At 68.1% G+C, this 17,542-nt stretch carries 14 protein-coding genes; 4 read left to right on the plus strand and 10 right to left on the minus strand.

Going from position 1 to position 17,542, the window contains the following annotated elements:
• Positions 1-511 precede the first annotated feature (511 nt).
• Positions 512-1,288, minus strand: coding sequence for a crotonase/enoyl-CoA hydratase family protein (locus E8A74_RS47085; RefSeq protein ID WP_136935732.1), 777 nt, complete (start codon positions 1,286-1,288; stop codon positions 512-514).
• 187 nt (positions 1,289-1,475) lie between these two features.
• Between E8A74_RS47085 and E8A74_RS47090 the strand changes: the two genes are divergently transcribed.
• Together E8A74_RS47090 and E8A74_RS47095 are read left to right on the plus strand one after the other, a co-directional pair.
• Positions 1,476-3,944: a hypothetical protein gene (locus tag E8A74_RS47090; protein WP_136935733.1), complete on the plus strand. Its 2,469-nt coding sequence runs from the start codon at positions 1,476-1,478 to the stop codon at positions 3,942-3,944.
• A gap of 288 nt (positions 3,945-4,232) precedes the next feature.
• On the plus strand, positions 4,233-4,598 hold the full coding sequence (locus E8A74_RS47095; RefSeq protein ID WP_136935734.1) for a response regulator: 366 nt from the start codon (positions 4,233-4,235) through the stop codon (positions 4,596-4,598).
• 71 nt (positions 4,599-4,669) lie between these two features.
• Here the strand turns inward: E8A74_RS47095 and E8A74_RS47100 are convergent, their stop codons facing one another.
• Entirely contained in the window at positions 4,670-5,932 is a 1,263-nt protein-coding gene (locus tag E8A74_RS47100; protein WP_136935735.1) for a serine/threonine-protein kinase, read from the minus strand.
• Positions 5,933-6,058: 126 nt separating this feature from the next.
• On the opposite strand from E8A74_RS47100, the gene E8A74_RS47105 reads away from it, so the two are divergent.
• The gene (locus E8A74_RS47105) at positions 6,059-6,820 is read left to right on the plus strand and encodes a glucose 1-dehydrogenase (protein ID WP_136935736.1); all 762 of its coding nucleotides are present in this window, start codon (positions 6,059-6,061) and stop codon (positions 6,818-6,820) included.
• Between the two features lie 4 nt (positions 6,821-6,824).
• On the opposite strand, the gene E8A74_RS47110 is transcribed toward E8A74_RS47105, so the two are convergent.
• The 7 genes from E8A74_RS47110 to E8A74_RS55770 form a co-directional block, all read right to left on the minus strand.
• Positions 6,825-7,241: a hypothetical protein gene (locus E8A74_RS47110; protein ID WP_136935737.1), complete on the minus strand. Its 417-nt coding sequence runs from the start codon at positions 7,239-7,241 to the stop codon at positions 6,825-6,827.
• An 84-nt stretch (positions 7,242-7,325) separates the two neighbouring features.
• Positions 7,326-9,266 carry a hypothetical protein gene (locus tag E8A74_RS47115; protein ID WP_136935738.1) on the minus strand — a complete coding sequence of 647 codons (1,941 nt, stop codon included), beginning with the start codon at positions 9,264-9,266 and terminating at the stop codon, positions 7,326-7,328.
• Entirely contained in the window at positions 9,266-10,567 is a 1,302-nt protein-coding gene (locus E8A74_RS47120) for a tetratricopeptide repeat protein (protein WP_136935739.1), read from the minus strand. Before E8A74_RS47120 ends, E8A74_RS47115 begins: the two co-directional genes overlap by 1 nt.
• A gap of 32 nt (positions 10,568-10,599) precedes the next feature.
• Positions 10,600-12,267: an NHL repeat-containing protein gene (locus E8A74_RS47125; protein ID WP_136935740.1), complete on the minus strand. Its 1,668-nt coding sequence runs from the start codon at positions 12,265-12,267 to the stop codon at positions 10,600-10,602.
• 9 nt (positions 12,268-12,276) lie between these two features.
• Positions 12,277-13,770: a serine/threonine protein kinase gene (locus E8A74_RS47130; protein ID WP_136935741.1), complete on the minus strand. Its 1,494-nt coding sequence runs from the start codon at positions 13,768-13,770 to the stop codon at positions 12,277-12,279.
• A 181-nt stretch (positions 13,771-13,951) separates the two neighbouring features.
• Complete coding sequence (locus E8A74_RS47135) at positions 13,952-15,628, minus strand: serine/threonine protein kinase (RefSeq protein ID WP_136935742.1); 1,677 nt, start codon at positions 15,626-15,628, stop codon at positions 13,952-13,954.
• Between the two features lie 641 nt (positions 15,629-16,269).
• Complete coding sequence (locus E8A74_RS55770) at positions 16,270-16,401, minus strand: hypothetical protein (protein ID WP_269749941.1); 132 nt, start codon at positions 16,399-16,401, stop codon at positions 16,270-16,272.
• Between the two features lie 374 nt (positions 16,402-16,775).
• Between E8A74_RS55770 and E8A74_RS47145 the strand changes: the two genes are divergently transcribed.
• On the plus strand, positions 16,776-17,141 hold the full coding sequence (locus tag E8A74_RS47145) for a hypothetical protein (protein ID WP_170229918.1): 366 nt from the start codon (positions 16,776-16,778) through the stop codon (positions 17,139-17,141).
• 43 nt (positions 17,142-17,184) lie between these two features.
• Here the strand turns inward: E8A74_RS47145 and E8A74_RS47150 are convergent, their stop codons facing one another.
• Positions 17,185-17,505 (minus strand): aldo-keto reductase family protein, encoded by a 321-nt coding sequence (locus E8A74_RS47150; protein WP_232380057.1) that lies wholly within the window; start codon positions 17,503-17,505, stop codon positions 17,185-17,187.
• Positions 17,506-17,542 lie beyond the last annotated feature (37 nt).

Genomic DNA, 17,542 nt, shown 5'->3' on the forward strand with positions numbered 1-17,542 from the left:
CCCTGGAAAAGCCTCGCCCCCCCTGGAGCGGGCTCCGCGCCCTACCTCCCTCTCGTTCTCGGACCACGGCCGGGGGCCATTCCACGAAGCGACAAGACCAACGAGGGCCTGCGAGGGCCTGTCTCTGTCCTCCATGAGGTGCCGATCCTCCCTCGAGGTGGTTGCTCTTGCTCGCTGGATGGGCAGGAGCCAACCTCGAGGTGCCTCGGAAGCCGATATCCATTTCGCAGAGGCAACCGGAGGCGGGCTCGCGGGCGTCGAATCTCATCGTCGCGCTACCCGCGGGGAGGGGCCGGGCGGCCTGTCCGTGTCGGAGAGATATGCTGGCGGTGGCGGTGGGGGGGCATGTGGACATCGTCCAGAGACCCTGGTGGTGGGCGCAGGGCGTATGTGCACGGAACGAATGCACCCCGCCAGAGGGTGCGGAGGTGATGTCCGGAGAGGAAACCGAGGCGATAGGAGGGTGCGGCGGGTTGGTGGAGGTCGGTGGAAGGGGCTCACGTGGGCAGAGCTAGCGCCCCTGGAAGCGGCCGGCGCGCCGCTCGACGAACGAGCGCATGCCCTCGGCCGCGTCCTCCGTGCCCATGAGGGCGCGGGCGCGGTCTTCGAGGCGCGCGGCTTCCACCTCGACGCCCTCGGTCATCGCCGCGCGTGCGGACGCGAGCGTGGTGCGAACCGCGATCGGCGCCTGCGCCGCGACCCGATCGCAGATCCACGTGGCCCGATCGAAGAGCTCGGCCGCGGGGACGACCTCCTGCACGAGCCCGATCCGATACGCCTCCTTCGCGTCGAACACGTCGCCCGTGAGCAGCCAGCGCATCGCATTGCCGTGGCCCGCGAGCGCCGGGAACCGGAGCGTGGCGCCGCCGAACGGGAAGATGCCGCGCTGCACTTCGAGCTGCGAGAAACGCGTGTCCTCGGCCGCGATGCGGATGTCGGCGGCGAGCGCGAGCTCGATCCCGATCGTGAAGCAATACCCCTCGACGGCCACGACCATCGGCTTCGTGAGGCGCCGCGGCCCGATCGCGAGCGGATCCACGCTCCCCTTCGGGGAGAGCGCGCGCCCGGACGCGATCGCGGGCCCGACCTCCGCGAGATCGAGGCCGCCCGTGAAATGGCCTCCGTGCGCGAAGAGGAGGCCACAGCGGAGGCCCTCGTCCTCCTCGTAGGCCGTGTACGCCTGCGCGAGCTCGTCGAGCATGGCGAGATCGAATGCGTTGCGCTTCTCCGGCCTGCAGAGGCCGATGCGGACGACAGGACCGAGACGCTCCACCGTGACACGTGCCATGGGCGGACGTTACCACGCCCCGAAGCTCGTCCGTGCCGGGAATCGAAGCCCGCCCCGCACACCGCGCCGTTTCGCCCGAGGCGCCGGCGGCGCGCGGCGATATGTCATCGCCGGACATTGAAATGATTTCGTTTCCAGGATCGGGATGTCTCGGGATTTCATGGCCTGCATTGCTATGGTGATGGTCATGGAATGGCGCACGAATCGTCTCCGCATCACATCCGTCCTTCGCGTCCTTTCACCGCCTCTCGTGGCGCTTTTTGCCGTCGTGACGGCGGCCTGTGGGGTTCCGGATTTCGCGACGCCGGGCGGCGCCTTGTCGGGCGGTGCGAACGGCGGCAGCGGCGGGACAGGAGGTGGCGGCGGGACGGGAGGCAGCGGCGGCGGCGGCGGCACGACGGACGCGCCGCCCTACACGTTCCGCGCAGGCGAGAACGGCTTCGAGATCCGCGTGGAGGACGGCAAATTCGAGCCGTTCTGGCCGATCGGCGTCAATTACAGCCACGCGATTCCCGGCACGTCGCCCGGCGAGTTTCTGGCCTCGCGTGAGCAGATCGCCGGGTGGATCGAAGCCATCGCGGAGCTCGGCGCCAATTCGCTGCGCGTCTATACCGTACAATCCCCGCTCTTTTACGAGGAGCTCCTCCGGTACAACACCGACCACCCCGACCACCCGCTCTTCCTCTTGCAGGGGGCATGGCTCAGGGAGCCCGACGAGGACCCCGCATTCTCGGGCATCCCCGATTACCTCGATCCCTCGATCCGGAGCTGGTTCCGGGACGAGATCGAGAAGGTCGTCGACGTCGTGCACGGCAACCGCGAGATCCCCTACGGCACGCCCGAGAACCCGATGAACTACGGCCGCGCCTTCGGCACGTTCACGGCCGACGTCTCGCCGTGGCTCCTCGGCTGGCTCGTGGGGCGCGAGGTCGAGCCGCTCACCATCATGAGCACGCACCAAAAATACTACGACGACCACTGCCAGGGGCAGCCGTGCGAGGTCTCCTATTCGGGCACGTGGTTCTCCATCGAGCACGCCACGCCCATGGAGGCGTTCGTGACCGAGCACCTCGATTACCTCACGGTCTACGAGGACGAGCGGTACGACGTGAAGCACTCCATCGGCTTCTCCAACTGGCCCACGCTCGATCCCATCGATCACGTGGTCGAGTACGAGTACCCGGAGTCCGTCGACGACATGGAGCAGCTCGATCTGCTGAAGATCGAGGTCGCCCCGAGCTTCGGCCCCGGGCTTTTCTTCTCCTACCACGCCTATCCGTATTATCCCGAGTTCGTCCTTCATGAACCAGCCTATCAGGTCGAGGACGAGGTCGGGCCGAACTCCTACCTCGGCTACCTCGAAGACCTCCGGAAGGTCTACGCCGGCCGCACCTTGCTCATCGCCGAGATCGGGCACCCTTCGAGCCAGGGAACCGCACATTACGCGAAATCGGGGCTGCACCACGGCGATCTCGACGAGGTCGAGCAAGCCCAGGCCGTCGAGCGCTCGCTCCGGACGATCCGCCGCGCCGAGCTGAACGGCGCGTTCCTCTTCGAGCTCATCGACGAGTGGTTCAAGCGGGCCTGGGTGGTCGAGCGCATGGAGCTGCCGGCGGATCGGCGCAGGGTCTGGTACAATCCGATGAGCCCGGAGCAAAACTTCGGCCTCCTCGCGGTGCGCCCCGGCGTGGAGGGGGTCCACCACGTGCTCGACGGGAGCGGGGACGACTTTCTGGTCGAGCCGAACGCCTGGCAAGAGGGAGCGCCCCTCGCGCCGCAGGGCGACGTGCACGATCCTCTGCGCACCCTCCGCGAGGTCAAGGTGGACTCCGACGAGGGATTTCTGCACCTCCTGATCCGGGTCGAGTCGCTCGACCCCGACGGCAATGGAAAGGTCGACTGGGAGCACGTGGACTACGTCGTCGGCCTCGACACCTTCCTGCCCGAGGCGGGCGACGCGTGCCTCGATCCCGAGTGTTCGCTCCGCACCGAGCGGAACATCGAGTTCCTCCTCCGCATCGAGTCGGAGCAGGACGTCGCATTGTTCGTCGATCAGCCTTACGACCTTTTTGGCATCTGGCACCAGGACCGGAAGGACTGGCAGCTCTATCGCACGGCCCCCAACGAGGACGGTCTGTTCAACCCGGTCCGCACCATCACGAACAACTCGCTCTGGTACCAGGGAGAGCTGCTCGCGCCGATCCTCTGGCAGGACACGGGGCGCTTCCGGACGGGCCCCGAAGCCGTGCGCTCGACGAGCAATTTCTGGTATTCGCTGGCGGACGGAACGATCGAGGTCCGCATTCCCTGGACCTTGCTCAACGTGACGGATCCCTCGCAGCGCCTCGTGGTCGACGACCACGTGCCCGGGCCGAAGAACAAGCAGAACGAGCTGACCATCACGAAGACGCCTGGCTTCGGGCTCATGGTGGCGGCGCTCGGAGGGACGGCCGAGGCGGAGGGCGTGGTGGTCGACACGCTGCCGCGCGCCCATAAGCTCGGCAATTCGTGGGTGATCCCCGCAGACGGGGTGGTCTCGTACACCTGGGCCGAGTGGGAAACCCCGACGTACCACGCCTACCGCAAGCGCTCCTTCGACATGCTGAAAGAGGCGCTGCCGTCGATCGTCCCCGCGAGCGCAAATCCTTCGCCCTGACGCGCACGGGCCCGCGCCCCCCGGCGGCATGGCCGCGTCGTCCCGGCACCTGCGGCGCGACCCTTCATGCAGACCTTGCAGGACGCGGATCCGGCGCGTGTGCCATCCGCCCCCGCCGCCCGCGACTTCGGTGGGCTGCGGCCCGGGATCCGCAGGACTGAGGCCTAGACTCCTCATTCATCCCACTACGTGAACGCCGGAGCCCAGGTCACGCCGCGCCCGAGCGAGGGACTCAGGGCGGCACGACGATTGCAATGAGGTCGGCGCTACCAACAGAGGTGCGGACCCATGGCGCGTGTCCTGCTCATCGACGACGATCACGACCGGACGGAGATCATTGCCCGCGGCTTGCGAGCGGAGGGACTCGAGGTGGTGCCTGTGGGCACCCGCCGCGAGGCCTTTGTCGCGCTCGACGGCCCTGGCCACTTCGATTGCGCGCTTGTCGTGCTGGCCCTGCCGACCGGCGACCGGCTGGAGCTCGCGAAGGAGCTCCACGCGCGGTTCCCAGGTCTGCACGTCGGCCTGGCACGCGGGCACAGGCTCTCGGTGCGTCCAAACGAACACACGAGCGAGCGCACCCTGCGTTTCGAGCCAGTCCCCGAGGACGGCCGGAAGCTCGCGAGGGCCCTCCGCTCGCGGCTGCTCGCCGCCTGACCCCGGCCGGGTGCCGTCCGTGCCTGGCACACGTGCCAGCACGTGCCCGGCACACGTGCCAACGCCGTTCGCTAGGCCACGATCATCCGAACGAGCTGGGCGAAGGCGAAGACGACGGCGACGAACGTCCCCACGAGGCCCCAGAACATGAGGCGAGGGTGCCGGTCCACGCCCCGCGCCGCCTCGCGCAGGAAGCGCTTGGCCAGGGTCCCGCTGCAGGCCACGTGGATCCGGCCCTCGAGGGTCTGCCGCAAGAGCTCGATCATCTGCCCCGCGGAGGGGTAGCGCTTCGCGGGGTCCTTCGCGAGCCCATCGACGGCGAAATGCACGAGCTCGGGCGGCAGCCCTTCCTGTGCCGGGTGCCCGTGGCGCTTCATGTCCCGCACGGTGACCTCGTGCTCCATCACGCCTGTCAGGATGTCGCCGAGCGTCTGCTTGTCTGCCAGGTAGTGGCGCAGGGTGACGAGCTCGTGGAAGAGGACGCAGGCGCTGTAGAGGTCGCTCCGCGTATCGAGCTGGTCCACGTCGCCGCGCGCCTGCTCGGGCGACATGTACGCGGGGGTGCCGACGAGCGTGCCCACGTGTGTCAGGAACATCCGCCCGCGCTCGGTCTCGTCGCCCAGCGTCGCGTCCGCGCCCCGGGCGAGATCCCGCTCGGCGGCGATGGGCTTGGCGATGCCCCAGTCCATGAGCACGACCTCGCCGTACCGGCCGACCATCACGTTTGCGGGCTTGACGTCGCGGTGCACGACGCCGTTCGCGTGGGCGTAGGCGAGCGCCTGGAGGACGTCGATGAAGATCTCGACACGGCGCTCGAAGGTGTATTTCGCGTGGGACTCGGGGTCGCCGTCGGCGAGCTTGCGGATGATCGTCTCGAGCGTCTCGCCTTCGACGTACTTCATCACGAAGAAGTAGCGGCCGAGCTCGTCGACGCCGACGTCGTGGATGGGCACGATGTTCGGGTGTTCGAGGCGACCGACGGTGCGGATCTCGTCCACGAAGCGGGCGAGCATCCCGGGATCACTCGCCTCGGGCAGCAGGCGCTTGACCGCGACCTTGCGGGCGATGTCCTGATCGTGCACGAGCACGACCTCGCCCATGCCGCCTGCGCCGAGCGTCTTGATCGGCTCGTAGCGCGACTTGGACTCGGGCACGAGGCGCACCTCGGCCCCATCGCCTTCGACGCGTGGGAGCACGGTGGTGCGCAGGACCGACGGGGGCGGCGGCAGCGAGGAGAGGAGCTTTCCGGGCGCCATCGCGGTCTTGGCCCGGGCGAAGCCATCGTCCCCAGGCGCGAGCAAGGTCTCGGCGTTCATCGATTCGAGCAAGGTCATGGGGAGTACCGCCAACAGGACCCGCCGGGGGGCGCGCTCGGAACACCGCTCGTCTGTCCCGGCCGGTCCCTGCCTTTCTTGCAGCGAGCTTGACACGGAGCGGGCGGCTCCGCTCTCCTCGGGCCCATGCAGCGATTCGAGAGAAAGGTAGCGCTGGTCACGGGCGCTGCGTCGGGGCTTGGGGCGGCGGCTGTGCGGAGATTGCACGCGGAGGGTGCGATCGTGGTGATCACGGACCTCGCGCGGGAGCGGGGCGAGGCGCTCGCCGCGGAGCTCGGGGCGCGCGCGGCGTTCGCCCTGCTCGACGTGACGCAGGAGGCGGCGTGGATCGAGGTGCTCGACGCGGTCGTCGCGAAGCACGGCCGGCTCGACGTGCTCGTGAACAATGCCGGAGTGGGCGTCGTGGGCGACGTGGAATCGACGACGCTCGAGCAATGGCGGTTCGTGCACGCGGTGAACACGGAGGGCACGTTCCTCGGCTGCAAGCACGCGATCCGGGTGATGAAGGAGCGCGGAGGCGGGGCGATCGTGAACCTGTCGAGCGTGGCGGGCATCATCGGCGCGCCGAACCTCGCGGCGTATTGCTCGAGCAAGGGCGGCGTGCGCACGTTCACGAAATCGGTGGCGATGCATTGCGCGCGGAAGGGGTATGGGATCCGGGTGAACTCGGTGCACCCGTCGTTCATCGACACGCCGATGGTCGACGCGATGGTCGAACACACTGCGGATCCGGCGCGGTCGAAGGCGAACCTGGCGAAGCCCATTCCGCTGGGCAAGCTCGGCGAGCCCGAGGACGTGGCGGCGGCGGTCGCGTACCTCGCGTCGGACGACGCGAAATTCGTGACGGGCACGGAGCTGCTCGTGGACGGTGGATTGCTGGCGAGCTGACGCGTCAGCGGCGGGCGTGGTCGCGGCGGAGCTCGTCGATGAAGGCGCGGGCTTCGGCTTCGGTCTCGCAGAAGCGAAGGGGGAAGGCGTTCGCGCCGCGGAGGATACGCGCGGCGCGGAAGATCATGGTGCCGAGGACGCGGGCGTAAAAGCTCGCGCCGATGAAGGCGCAGCCGAGGACGGGGACGGCGGGCGCTCGGTCGCGGGGGCCTTCAATGACGACGCGGCGTGCTTCGACGGGCATTTCCTCGAACGTCTGGACGTCGAGGATGAGGAAGAGGTGCGGTTTGCCTTCGGAGAAACGGAGCTGGGTGTCGTAGAGGCGCCGCGCCACGTCCGCGCCGACGTGGCCGCGGAAATGGAAGAAGACGAGATCGGGCTCCTCGGTGTGGACGTGGCTTTCGGTGGGGGAGGGGGGCATTTCGGCAACGGTTCGTTCTGCAATCGGGTCTTCGAGGGGAACGAGGCCGCCGTCATCCCCCGCAGGACGGCGGCCTCTGTGATGTCACGGCATACAGGTGTTGCCGCCCGGGCACTTGTCGCTCACGCAGTCGTTGTCGCTGCTGCAGTTCTGGCCGTCGTCGAGCTTGCACGCGTTGGCACCGTCGTTCGTGCCATCGCAGCTCTTGTTTCCGACGCATGCGTTCGTGGGGAGGTTGTCCTCGGCGTATTTCACGACGGGCTCGCACTGCCCCAGATTTCCCGCCTGATCGCACGAGAAGCACACCGTATCGCACGCGCTCTCGCAGCACACGCCGTCGACGCAGTGGCCATTCATACAATCCGCCGCGACGGCGCAGGTCGTCCCGTCGTCCTTCTTGCAAGCAGAGTTGCCGTTGTTCGTGCCGTCGCACGAGCTCGCGCCCGTGCACGAAGGCGCGTCCTCTTGCCCCTTCGGCACGGGGCTGCACGTGCCGAGGCTGCCCGCCAGGTTGCACGCGCGGCACGTCCCGTTGCAGTTCGTCGAGCAGCAGACCGCGTCGTTGCAGAACGTGCTCGCGCAATCGCTCCCGTTCGCGCAGCTCTTGCCGGGCGACTTCTTGCACTGCCCTCCGCTGTTGCAGACGTCGCCGCCGTTCTGGTTGCACGCCGTGCCCGAGGGCTGGTTCGGGTTCGACGGCGTGGTCCCGTTGCACGTGTCCTGCGTGCAGGCGTTGCCGTCGACCTTGGGATCCGTGGGATCCGCGACGGTGACCGTGTTGCCCGCGCCGTCGCAGACGAGGCGCTTGCAGTCGTCCTCGGTTTGTCCGTTCGGGAGCGCCGTGTTGTTCGCCGTGTACTCGATGCCGCACACGTTGCTGATGCACGTGCGCCTCTTGCAGAAATCGTCCGTGCCCTGGCAATCGGTGGCCGTGTTGCAACCGACGCAACCGCCGGTCGAATTGCAAACCTGATTGACGCCGCAGCTCGTGCCCTGCGAGGCGGGCGTGGACGTCGCCGTACCGTTCGAGCAGCTCTCCGTCGTGCAGGGGTTGTTGTCGTTCGGCTTGTCGATGTCGTCCGTGACCGACGTCGTGCCGCCATTGCCATTGCAGACGATCTTCTGGCAGTCGCCCGCGGTCTGGAGGGCCGGGCTCGCCAGCGTGTCGTAGCCCATGTACTTCAGGACGCACGCATTGTTGACGCAATCGGCCTTCGTGCACTCGTCCTCGGTGATGATGCCGATGCAATGGGTGGCCAGGGTGCACTGGACGCAGTTGCTCAGGCCGTCGCACACGTCCGTGTCCTCGGGCGTGCACGGCGCTCCTTGGGCCGTGGGCGGGTTCGACGGGACGCCGTCCGTGCAGACGTTCTCCGTGCAGGGATTCACGTCGACGGGCACGTCGGTATCGTCGGAGACGTGCGTGTCCTTGCCATTGACGCAGAGCTTCTGCTTGCAATCTCCCGGGTGCTGCGTGGCGCCCGGCGTGGGCAGGCCGTCGATGTTCGTGAAGGCGCACTTGCTCGTGCCGATGTTGCAGAAATCATCCGTGCAGGGGTTGTCGTCGTTGCACGGGTTCTGCGCGTCGCACGAGATCTGACAGACGCCCATCTCGCACGTGCCGCTCTGGTTGCCGCGCTGGCACGCCTCGCCTTCGGGTGTCGGCGTGCTGCTCGGCGTCCCGGCCGTGCAGACATCGTTCGTGCAAGGCTCGTTGTCGTCGGGGATGTCCGCGTCGTCGCGGACGGTGACTTCCTTGCCGGCCTTGCAATCGATCCGCTGGCAATCACCGACGGTTTGCGTCGGGCTCGACCCGTCTTGGATCGGCGTGTAGACGCAGATCTTCTCGTCGCTGCACGTATCGATGGTGCACGAGCTCTTGTCGTTGCAATTGGCGGCGGACTCGCACGGCTCCTTGGCCGTGGGCACACCCTCCACGCTGTAGGGATGGTCCCCATCGAGGATCTGCACACAGCTCGCCGCCGTGACGAGCATTCCGATCCAAACGAGCTTCCAGGATCGCATCAAAATGCCCCTTCGACGCTCACATACCCCGCTCCCGGCCCGGCCATCCCCCGCACCCGCGCCGTCCCGACCTTCTCCGGGGTCGCCTTCGGCGAAAGCACGAACAACGTCACCCCCGTCGCGAGCACGACGCCCCCCACGATGAACGTCGCCGTGCTCGCATTGCCGAGCGCCCAGAACCGCTCGACCGTCTTCATGCCTTCGACGCCACACGCGAAGTTCGCGTCACACACCGCGTCGACCTCGCTCTTCTGCGCGACCGCGAGCCCGCCGAGCACGCTGCCCACGATGAGCCCCGCGCCGCCCACGCCCATCGCCGCGATCCCGCCGATTGCCCATGGATGCATCCCGGGCTTGGGCGGCGCAATCGGCTTCGGGGGCGGCGGCAAGGGCTCCGTGGGGAGCGGCTGGCTTTCGTTCTTCGCCTCCTGCGTCGCGCCCGGCGTCAGCTCGAGGATCTTTCGATCCCCCTGCTCCAGCCGCACCGTTCGCTCCTGCGGCGGGCGCCCCGGGACCTCCACGCGGAATGCATATTCACCGGGATCCAGGGGCATCGAGGCGCCCAGGGCCTTCGGGTCGAGCGTGGTATTGCCCCGCGTCACGACGACCCCCTCGGGCACCTCGCCCGCCCACACGAGCTTGAGCCGCGGCGCCTCTGCGTCGAGTTTTTTCCGTTGCACCTCCGCGAGCCGCGCGCGTTCGGCGTGACGCTCGCGCAGCGGGCTCTTCATCGCCGCGAAAATCCCGAGGTACGCCGTGTAATGCCCGAGCGCCGTCGCGGTCCGGCCCCGGGTGGTTTCGCATTCGGCGAGTGCGTACAACGTCCCCGGCGTCGGATCGATTCGCAGGCTTTCTTCGAGCGAGGCGCACGCCTCGGCATGACGGCCGGCTTCCTGGTGCGCGACGGCCCGGTTGAAGAGGATCTCCGCCAGGAGCTTCTTTTCCTGCTCCTCGGCGACCCGCGCCCGATCGGTGTGTTTTTCGCGCAGCGGGCTCTTCATCGTCGCGTAGAGTTCGAGGTACTCCCTGTAATGCGCGAGCGCCTGATCGAGCTTCTTGATCTGCACCTCGCACTCGGCGAGCGCGTGCAACGTCCCGGGCTTCGGATCGAGCACGTGGCTTTGTTCGAGCAGCGGGCACGCCTCGGCGTATCGCCCGGCTTGCACCTCCGCGACGGCGGCGTCGAAGAGCTTCCCCGCGGCCGCTTGTTGCGCCGGCGTGGGCGCGGCGGACGCCATGCCTCCCGGGAGCCCGAGGCCCGCGCAGAGGAGCCCCACGAAGAACCATCGTGCCTTACGCATGTCGTGCCCACCTTTGCTGCATGGTTCGTGCGTCACGGCGCGAGCCGGACGCTGAAGATGTCGGCGCCGCCGCTGCTCGTGACGGTTCCGAGCGGGGCGCCGAACACGATTTGCTGCTCGAAGCTGCCACCCACGATCGTGTCGCCTTTGGCGTCGACGGTGATGGCCCAGCCCGTCTGGGAGCCTGTCCCACCAAACGTCCTCGTCCAGAGCGGAGCCCAATCGAATGCGGCGAGCTTCACGACGAATGTATCGGGACCATCGCTCGTCGTGATCGTGCCGGAGCCGAAATCGATCGACCCGTTGAAGTGCCCGGTCACGACCACGTTCCCCGCGCCGTCCGCCGCGATCCCGGTGCCCTGCGAGGTTCCGTCGATCCCGAAGCGCATGCTGCGCACGTGGTTCCCGTTCGAGCCGGCGAGCTCGGCCACGTACCCGTCGAGCATTCCTGCGGCCGTCATCTCGCCGCCGCCGAAATTGAGCGTGTCCACGAAGCGCCCGGTGACGAGGACGTTGCCGTTCGGCGCGGCGACGATGCTTCCAGGGAATTGGTTCCCGGTTGAACCGAAGAGCTTGCTCCACACGTGAGCGCCGGTCGCCCCGTCGTACACCGCGACCACGAGATCATAATTGCCGCCGCCCAGCAAGAGGCCGCCGCCGAGATCCGCACCGATCGCCCCACTGGTCCACGCCTCGCCCGCGACGGCGACGTTGCCGTTCTTCATGACCGTGATGCGCCGTCCTCGTTGAGTGCTTTGGTTGACGAAAATCCGGCTCCAGCGATGGTTCCCCGCGGAATCGTAGCTCGCCACGAACAAGTCGTCCTCGTCGGGGGTCGTGGCGGCGCCCCCGAGGCTCACGCTGTCGTTCATCACCGACCCCGTGACGTACAGGTTCCCTGCCGCGTCGATGTCCACGTCCTGCGCGGATTCCTCGTTCACTGTGCCGAAACTCTTGCTCCAGATGTGCGTGCCGGTGGCGTCGATCGTGGCGATGAAGATATCGCTGCCTAAGCCCTTCAGGGCGCTTCCACCGAAATGGATCATCCCGCTGAACTCGCCCACCACCGTGACATGGCCCGCCGGGCTCACGGCCACGCCGCGGGCGACAGCAAGTCCCTCGCAGGGATATCTTTTCTCCCATTGCATCGCGCCATCCGGGCCGATCTTCGCAACGTAAACGCTGCCAGGGCCCGAGCTGCCCAATACGTCCACGAACCCCGCGACGACGTATCCGCCGTCGGGTGTGACCGCCACGTCGGAGATCCCATCGAGCATCGGGTCGACGAGGTTGCCTGGCGGCGTGAACGCGGCCTCGGGCGCGCCCGTGCACGCGACCCTGCCATCACAATCCTCATCCTCGGGCACAGAGCAATATTCGACCACCGGGAGGATCTGTCCCTCGCAGGGGCCCCACCCCATGCCGTTGTCCCCACAGATCTCGTATCCGGCTTTGCAGATGCCGACGCCCTCCGTGCCAGCGGGCCCCGAATAACACGCCCTGAACTCGCCCGGGATGCACGGCTCACTCGTCCCGCCGGTCCCCCCCGTCGAGCTCGACGAGGCCCCTCCGCCGCCCCCCGCCTGCCCCCCGCCGCCCGCGGCTTCCCCCGCGTGATACGGATTGTCCCCCCCGAGGACCTGCACACAGCTCGCCGCCGTGAACAACACCGCGACACCAAGCAGCTTCCAGGCTCGCATCCAAACGCCTCAATCCCTGCTCCACGTCGACTTCGGTTTCGCCGTTTTCCCGGCCGGCGTCCCGCTGGTCTTCGTGGATTGCGTCGTCGTCGCCGGCGTGCTCGTCGGCGCCTTCGCAGCCGCGCTCACCACAGGCGAAGCGCTCGCCGACGCAATCGCCGCGGCCGCCACCTCCACCGTCTCCACCGGCGCCGCCGGCACGACCACGGGCGCGGTCGCCGCCACGACAGGCTGCGCCGACGGCGCCGCCGCGGCCGGCTCCGGCGTCTTGGCTTCCTCGCGCGACGAGAGCGCCAAGAAAAGAACGACCGCCACGAGCAAACACGCGAGCCCCACGCCTGCGGCGATGAGCCCCGTCGGCGGCCTTCGCCCCGCCGGCACCGCGGTCATCCCGCTCCCGAGCGGCGTCATGACCGGGCCCATCGGCGTCCCTGCCTGCCCCACCGGCGTCATCACGCCGAACTCCGCCCCGCTCGGCAACGGGGCGCGCCTTGGCGCCATCGGCGTCGTCGCCTGCGTGTCCAGCGTGCTGATCGCCACCTCAGACGGGCGCGACGCGAACGACGGTCGCGGGAACGCCCCCGGCGGGAAAACCCCCGAGCCGCCGAGCCCCGGCTGCGCCACCCCGAGCGCCTCGGCGAGCGCCTTGACCGCGCTCGTGGCCGACGGGAACCTCTCGGACGGCGTCTTCGCCGTGGCCCGCGCGAACCAGCCATCAAACGCAGGCGGCAAGCTCACGCCGAGCCGACCGGCCCGCGCGGACGCCGGCTCGCGTGGCCCGATCGCGGCCTGCGCGGCGAATGCGAAGACGTTCGCGCCGCCGCGCGATTCTTCGAACCAATACGCTTTGCCCACGAGGAGCGTGAACGCGATCATCCCGAGCGCGAAAATATCAGTCGCGGGCGAGACCGACGATTCCATCAAGAACTGCTCGGGCGCCATGTAAAGCGGCGTGCCGAGCGATTGCGTCGCGCCCGCCGCCGTGGAGCCGGCGGCCACGATCTTGGCGATCCCGAAATCGAGCACCTTGATCCGAGGGGGGCCGTCCTCGCGCTCGCAGAGGAACAGATTGTCCGGCTTGAGGTCGCGGTGGACGATGTGGGCCCGGTGCGTCTTGTCGAGCGCGAGCGAGGTCTGGTGCAGGTGCGAGACGACCTCCGCCGGCGGCAAGGGGCCCGTGTGGCGGAGCCGCTTGCCGAGCTCCTCGCCGCGCAAAAGCTCCATGACCAGGAAGGGCATGCCGGTCGCGTCGTCGATGCCCGCGTCGAAGACGTCGACGATGTACTCGCTCTCGATCTCGGCAGCGACACGCGCCTCTTGCCGGAAGCGCCCGCGCAGGTCGTCGCTCTGGAGGAAGTTCGCGTGCATCACCTTGAGCGCGCGGCGGCGGTTCGTCTCGAGGTGGACGACCTCGTACACGGCCCCCATGCCCCCCGCGGCGATGCGACGCTCGACGCGGTAACGCCCGGCGAAAATGGATCCGGCTGCCAGATCAGACGACACGACCCGCTCCTCGACAAAGATCCCGCCGTTCACATGTTTGCATGCAAACGGTTTTCCGTCGCAGTAGACGGCCAGTTGCCAGCGAAGTCAAGCTTCGGGGGGTGCGGGAGGGCGCGGACGCGGGAGGGAACCGGGTCCGTCGGAAGCGATGCGGCGTCCTGCGCGCGAGGATGTGCGAGGCCTATTTGGCCTGCAACTGCTTGAGGGCCGCCGTCGCGCGTGTCCTGCACCCCTGGTCGCGCTGGTGACGGCAGATGGCGAGGAGCAGCCTGATTTCCTGCTCGGTCGCCCGGCCGGACCCTACCTTGGGCTCGAGCTGCTGGCGCAGCGTGGTTTCATCCTGATTCGTGAACACGCGCGAATTCGACGTCGCGGCCGGTTGCGTGGCTTTGACCGAGGGGTCGCCGCTGGCGGGGCCGCTGGTCGACACCGGGGGCGCCTTCGCGCGGGCGGCCTCCTCCTGCGGCGGAGGCGCGGCCGACGCGACGCCGGCAGGAGGCTCTTGGCTCATCACGGGGGCGACCTCGGCAGGTGGATCGGCGCTCGCGGCGACGTCCGGCGCGCGCGCTGCGACCGGCTCTGTAGGCTCCGTCGCCGACGCGGCCGGCGCGGGCGCCTCGAGATGCCCGGCCGGATAGACCGCCAGGAAGAGGAAGATGGCCACCAGCAAACACGCGAGCCCCACGCCCGCGGCGATGAGCCCCGTCGGCCGCGGCCGACGCGTCGCCGGAGCCGCCGTCACCCCGCTCCCGATCGGCGTCGCGACCGGGCCCATCGGCGTTGCGGGCGGTCCCATCGACGTCGCCGCTTCGAGCGCCACGCCGCTCGGCGCGGGCGCACGCAGCGGCGCCAGCGGGACCGTCGTCCCGTGGGCCGGCATGGGCGCGAGCGCTGCCTCGGACGGCAGGGACGGGGACGTCGGCCGCGGAGGGGAGACGGGCGGCACGAGGGGAGGGCCGGCGGGCCCTGGCTGTGGCAATACGAGCGCCTCGGCGAGCGCCTTCACGGCGCTCGTGGCTGAAGGAAACCTCTCGGCGGGCGCTTTCGCCGTGGCGCAGGCGAACCAGGCGTCGAATGCGGGCGGCAGCGTCGTGCCGAGCCGGGCGGCCCGCGCCGTCGCCGGCTCCCGGGGCCCGAGCGCCGCGCGCGTCGCGAAGGCGAAGACGTTCGCGCCTCCTCGGGATTCCTCGTACCAGTAAGGTTTGCCCACGAGCAGCGTGAACGAGATCATCCCGAGCGCGAAGATGTCGGTCGCGGGCGTGACCGACGATTCCATCAAGAACTGCTCGGGCGCCATGTAAAGGGGCGTGCCGAGGGATTGCGTGGCGCCTGCCGCCGTGGAGCCTGCGGCGACGATCTTGGCGATGCCGAAATCGAGCACCTTGATGCGCGGGGTGCCGTCCTCGCGCTCGCAGAGGAAAAGGTTGTCCGGCTTGAGATCGCGGTGAACGATGTGCGCGCGGTGCGTCTTGTCGAGCGCGAGCGAGGTCTGATGCAGGTACGTGAGCGCCTCGGCCGGCGACAAGGGGCCCGTCTGGCTCAGCCGCTTGCCGAGATCCTCGCCGCGCAAGAGCTCCATGACCAGGAAGGGCATCCCGGTCGCCTCGTCGATGCCTGCGTCGAAGACGTCGACGATATACTCGCTCTCGATCTCCGCGGCGACGCGCGCCTCCTGCCGGAATCGCCCGCGGAGGTCGGCGCTCTGCACGAAGTTCGCGTGCATCACCTTGAGCGCGCGGCGACGGTTCGTCTCCTGGTGGACGACCTCGTACACCGCCCCCATGCCCCCGGAGGCGATACGACGCTCGACGCGGTAACGCCCCGCGAAAATGGCCCCGGTTGCTAGATCAGACGACACGACGCGCTCCGTCGATGCGGAAATCTTCTGGTTGCATGGTTTGCACGCAAACGATTTTCCTGTGCAGTACGGCCTGTCGTGGGCGAAGTCAAGCGTTCGAGGGGCACGGAGAACACTCGGACCCGGTAGGAATGCTGCTCGGACGCGAACGTCGAGGGCTCGGACGTGAAGGGGGTATCGCTCGGACGCGAACGGCGAGGGCTCGGACGCGAAGGGAGTATCGCTCGGACGCGAACGGCGAGGGCTCGGACACGAGCGCCAAGGGCTAGGACACGAACGGCGAGGGCTCGGAGGCGAACGTCGAGGGCTCGGACGCGAACGAGGTACCGCTCGTACGCGAACGTCGAGGGCTCGGACGCGAACGCCGAGGGCTCGGACGCGAACGCCGAGGGCTAGGACGCGAACGCCGAGGGCTCGGACGCGAACGCCGAGGGCTAGAACGCGAAGGGGGTCCCGCTCGTACGCGAACGTCGAGGGCTCGTACGCGAACGTCGAGGGCTCGTACGCGAACGTCGAGGGCTCGGACGCGAACGCCGAAGGCTCGTACGCGAACGCCGAAGGCTCGGACGCGAACGCCGAAGGCTCGTACGCGAACGCCGAAGGCTCGGACACGAATGCCGAAGGCTCGGACGCGAGACCGTCTACCCGTGCACCTTCCGCCCGAACGCCCGCATCCACTTCGCCTCGTCCTCGCTGAGCGGCCCTTTTTCGAGCGCCGCGAGATTGTCCTCGAGCTCGGCCCGGTTCTTCGGCCCCGTCAGCGCCAGGTCCACGTGCGGGCTCGAAAGCTGGAATCGATAACAGTCGGGCGCGTATTGACGTTGTTTTGGAAGGGGGGTAGGCTGACGACAGAGGCGAAATGTGCGAAACTTTCACCTGCTCTTCCTGCTGGCGGCCCTCTCGCAGGGCTGCATCGATGAAAAAATGGAGCCGAAGTGTCCCAGCACCGAGGATTGTGCCGTGGGTAGAGACACCTGCTTCAACCGTTGCGACCAGTTTCGCGCCCCAATAAGTTGCGCAGATTGTTGCAATGATACGTTCAAAAAATGCGACGACTGTCGAAGTTATGATTGGCTGCAATGCAAGTGACTCGAGTTGGAGGCCTACCATGCGGCGCGCTTTCGTTGCCCCCTTTGTGTTCTCCGTCATGTCGATTTCGTGCGGCCGCGAGGAACCTCCGCAGTTCGTCCTGCGGTATGAGCAGGTCGCGCATGTGGAAGATTGCCACATGAAGATGACCCATGCGGCCTACCACCAGGATCCTCCGTTCGTGGGCCTGAAGTACGTTTGTGGGCTTCCGGCGGTGGACCTCGAAGGATGGCCCAAAGAGGATCCCCGATGGACAACGCACCCGACGCCTCCGCTAGGCTTCACGATGAGCGTCGGCGATTGCCTGCTGCTCAACGAAACCTTTTATTGTGTTGAATCCGTGAAGCCAGGAGAGGCGACCTTCAGGGCAACGTTCAAGAAGACGCGCGGACACGAGGTCCTCATCACGCGCATCCGCCCGTGACCTTGCGCGCGAGGGGGCGTCGCCTCTTCCGTCGGCGCCGCCCCTACCCGTGCACCTTCCGCCCGAACGCCCGCATCCACTTCGCCTCGTCCTCGCTGAGCGGCCCTTTTTCGACCGCCGCGAGGTTGTCCTCGAGCTCGGCCCGGTTCTTCGGCCCCGTCAGCGCCAGGTCCACGTGCGGGCTCGAGAGCTGGAATCGATAACAGTCACCCGCGCTCATCACGGGCCCATCCCAGCCGCTCGGGCGCTTCAGGAGCTTCCGCCACGCCGTCGCCGTGTACGCGAGCACCGAGGGGGAATGGTCTTTCACGTGCGGAAACACGTCGCGCTCGGCGCCCGGGTGCGCCGCGTTGGAACGCAGCATCAAAACGTCGAGCGGCGAGTCCGCGGCGAGCGTCCCC

Source organism: Polyangium fumosum (genome assembly GCF_005144585.1).
In the GTDB taxonomy this organism is placed as follows: Bacteria; Myxococcota_A; Polyangia; order Polyangiales; family Polyangiaceae; genus Polyangium; species Polyangium fumosum.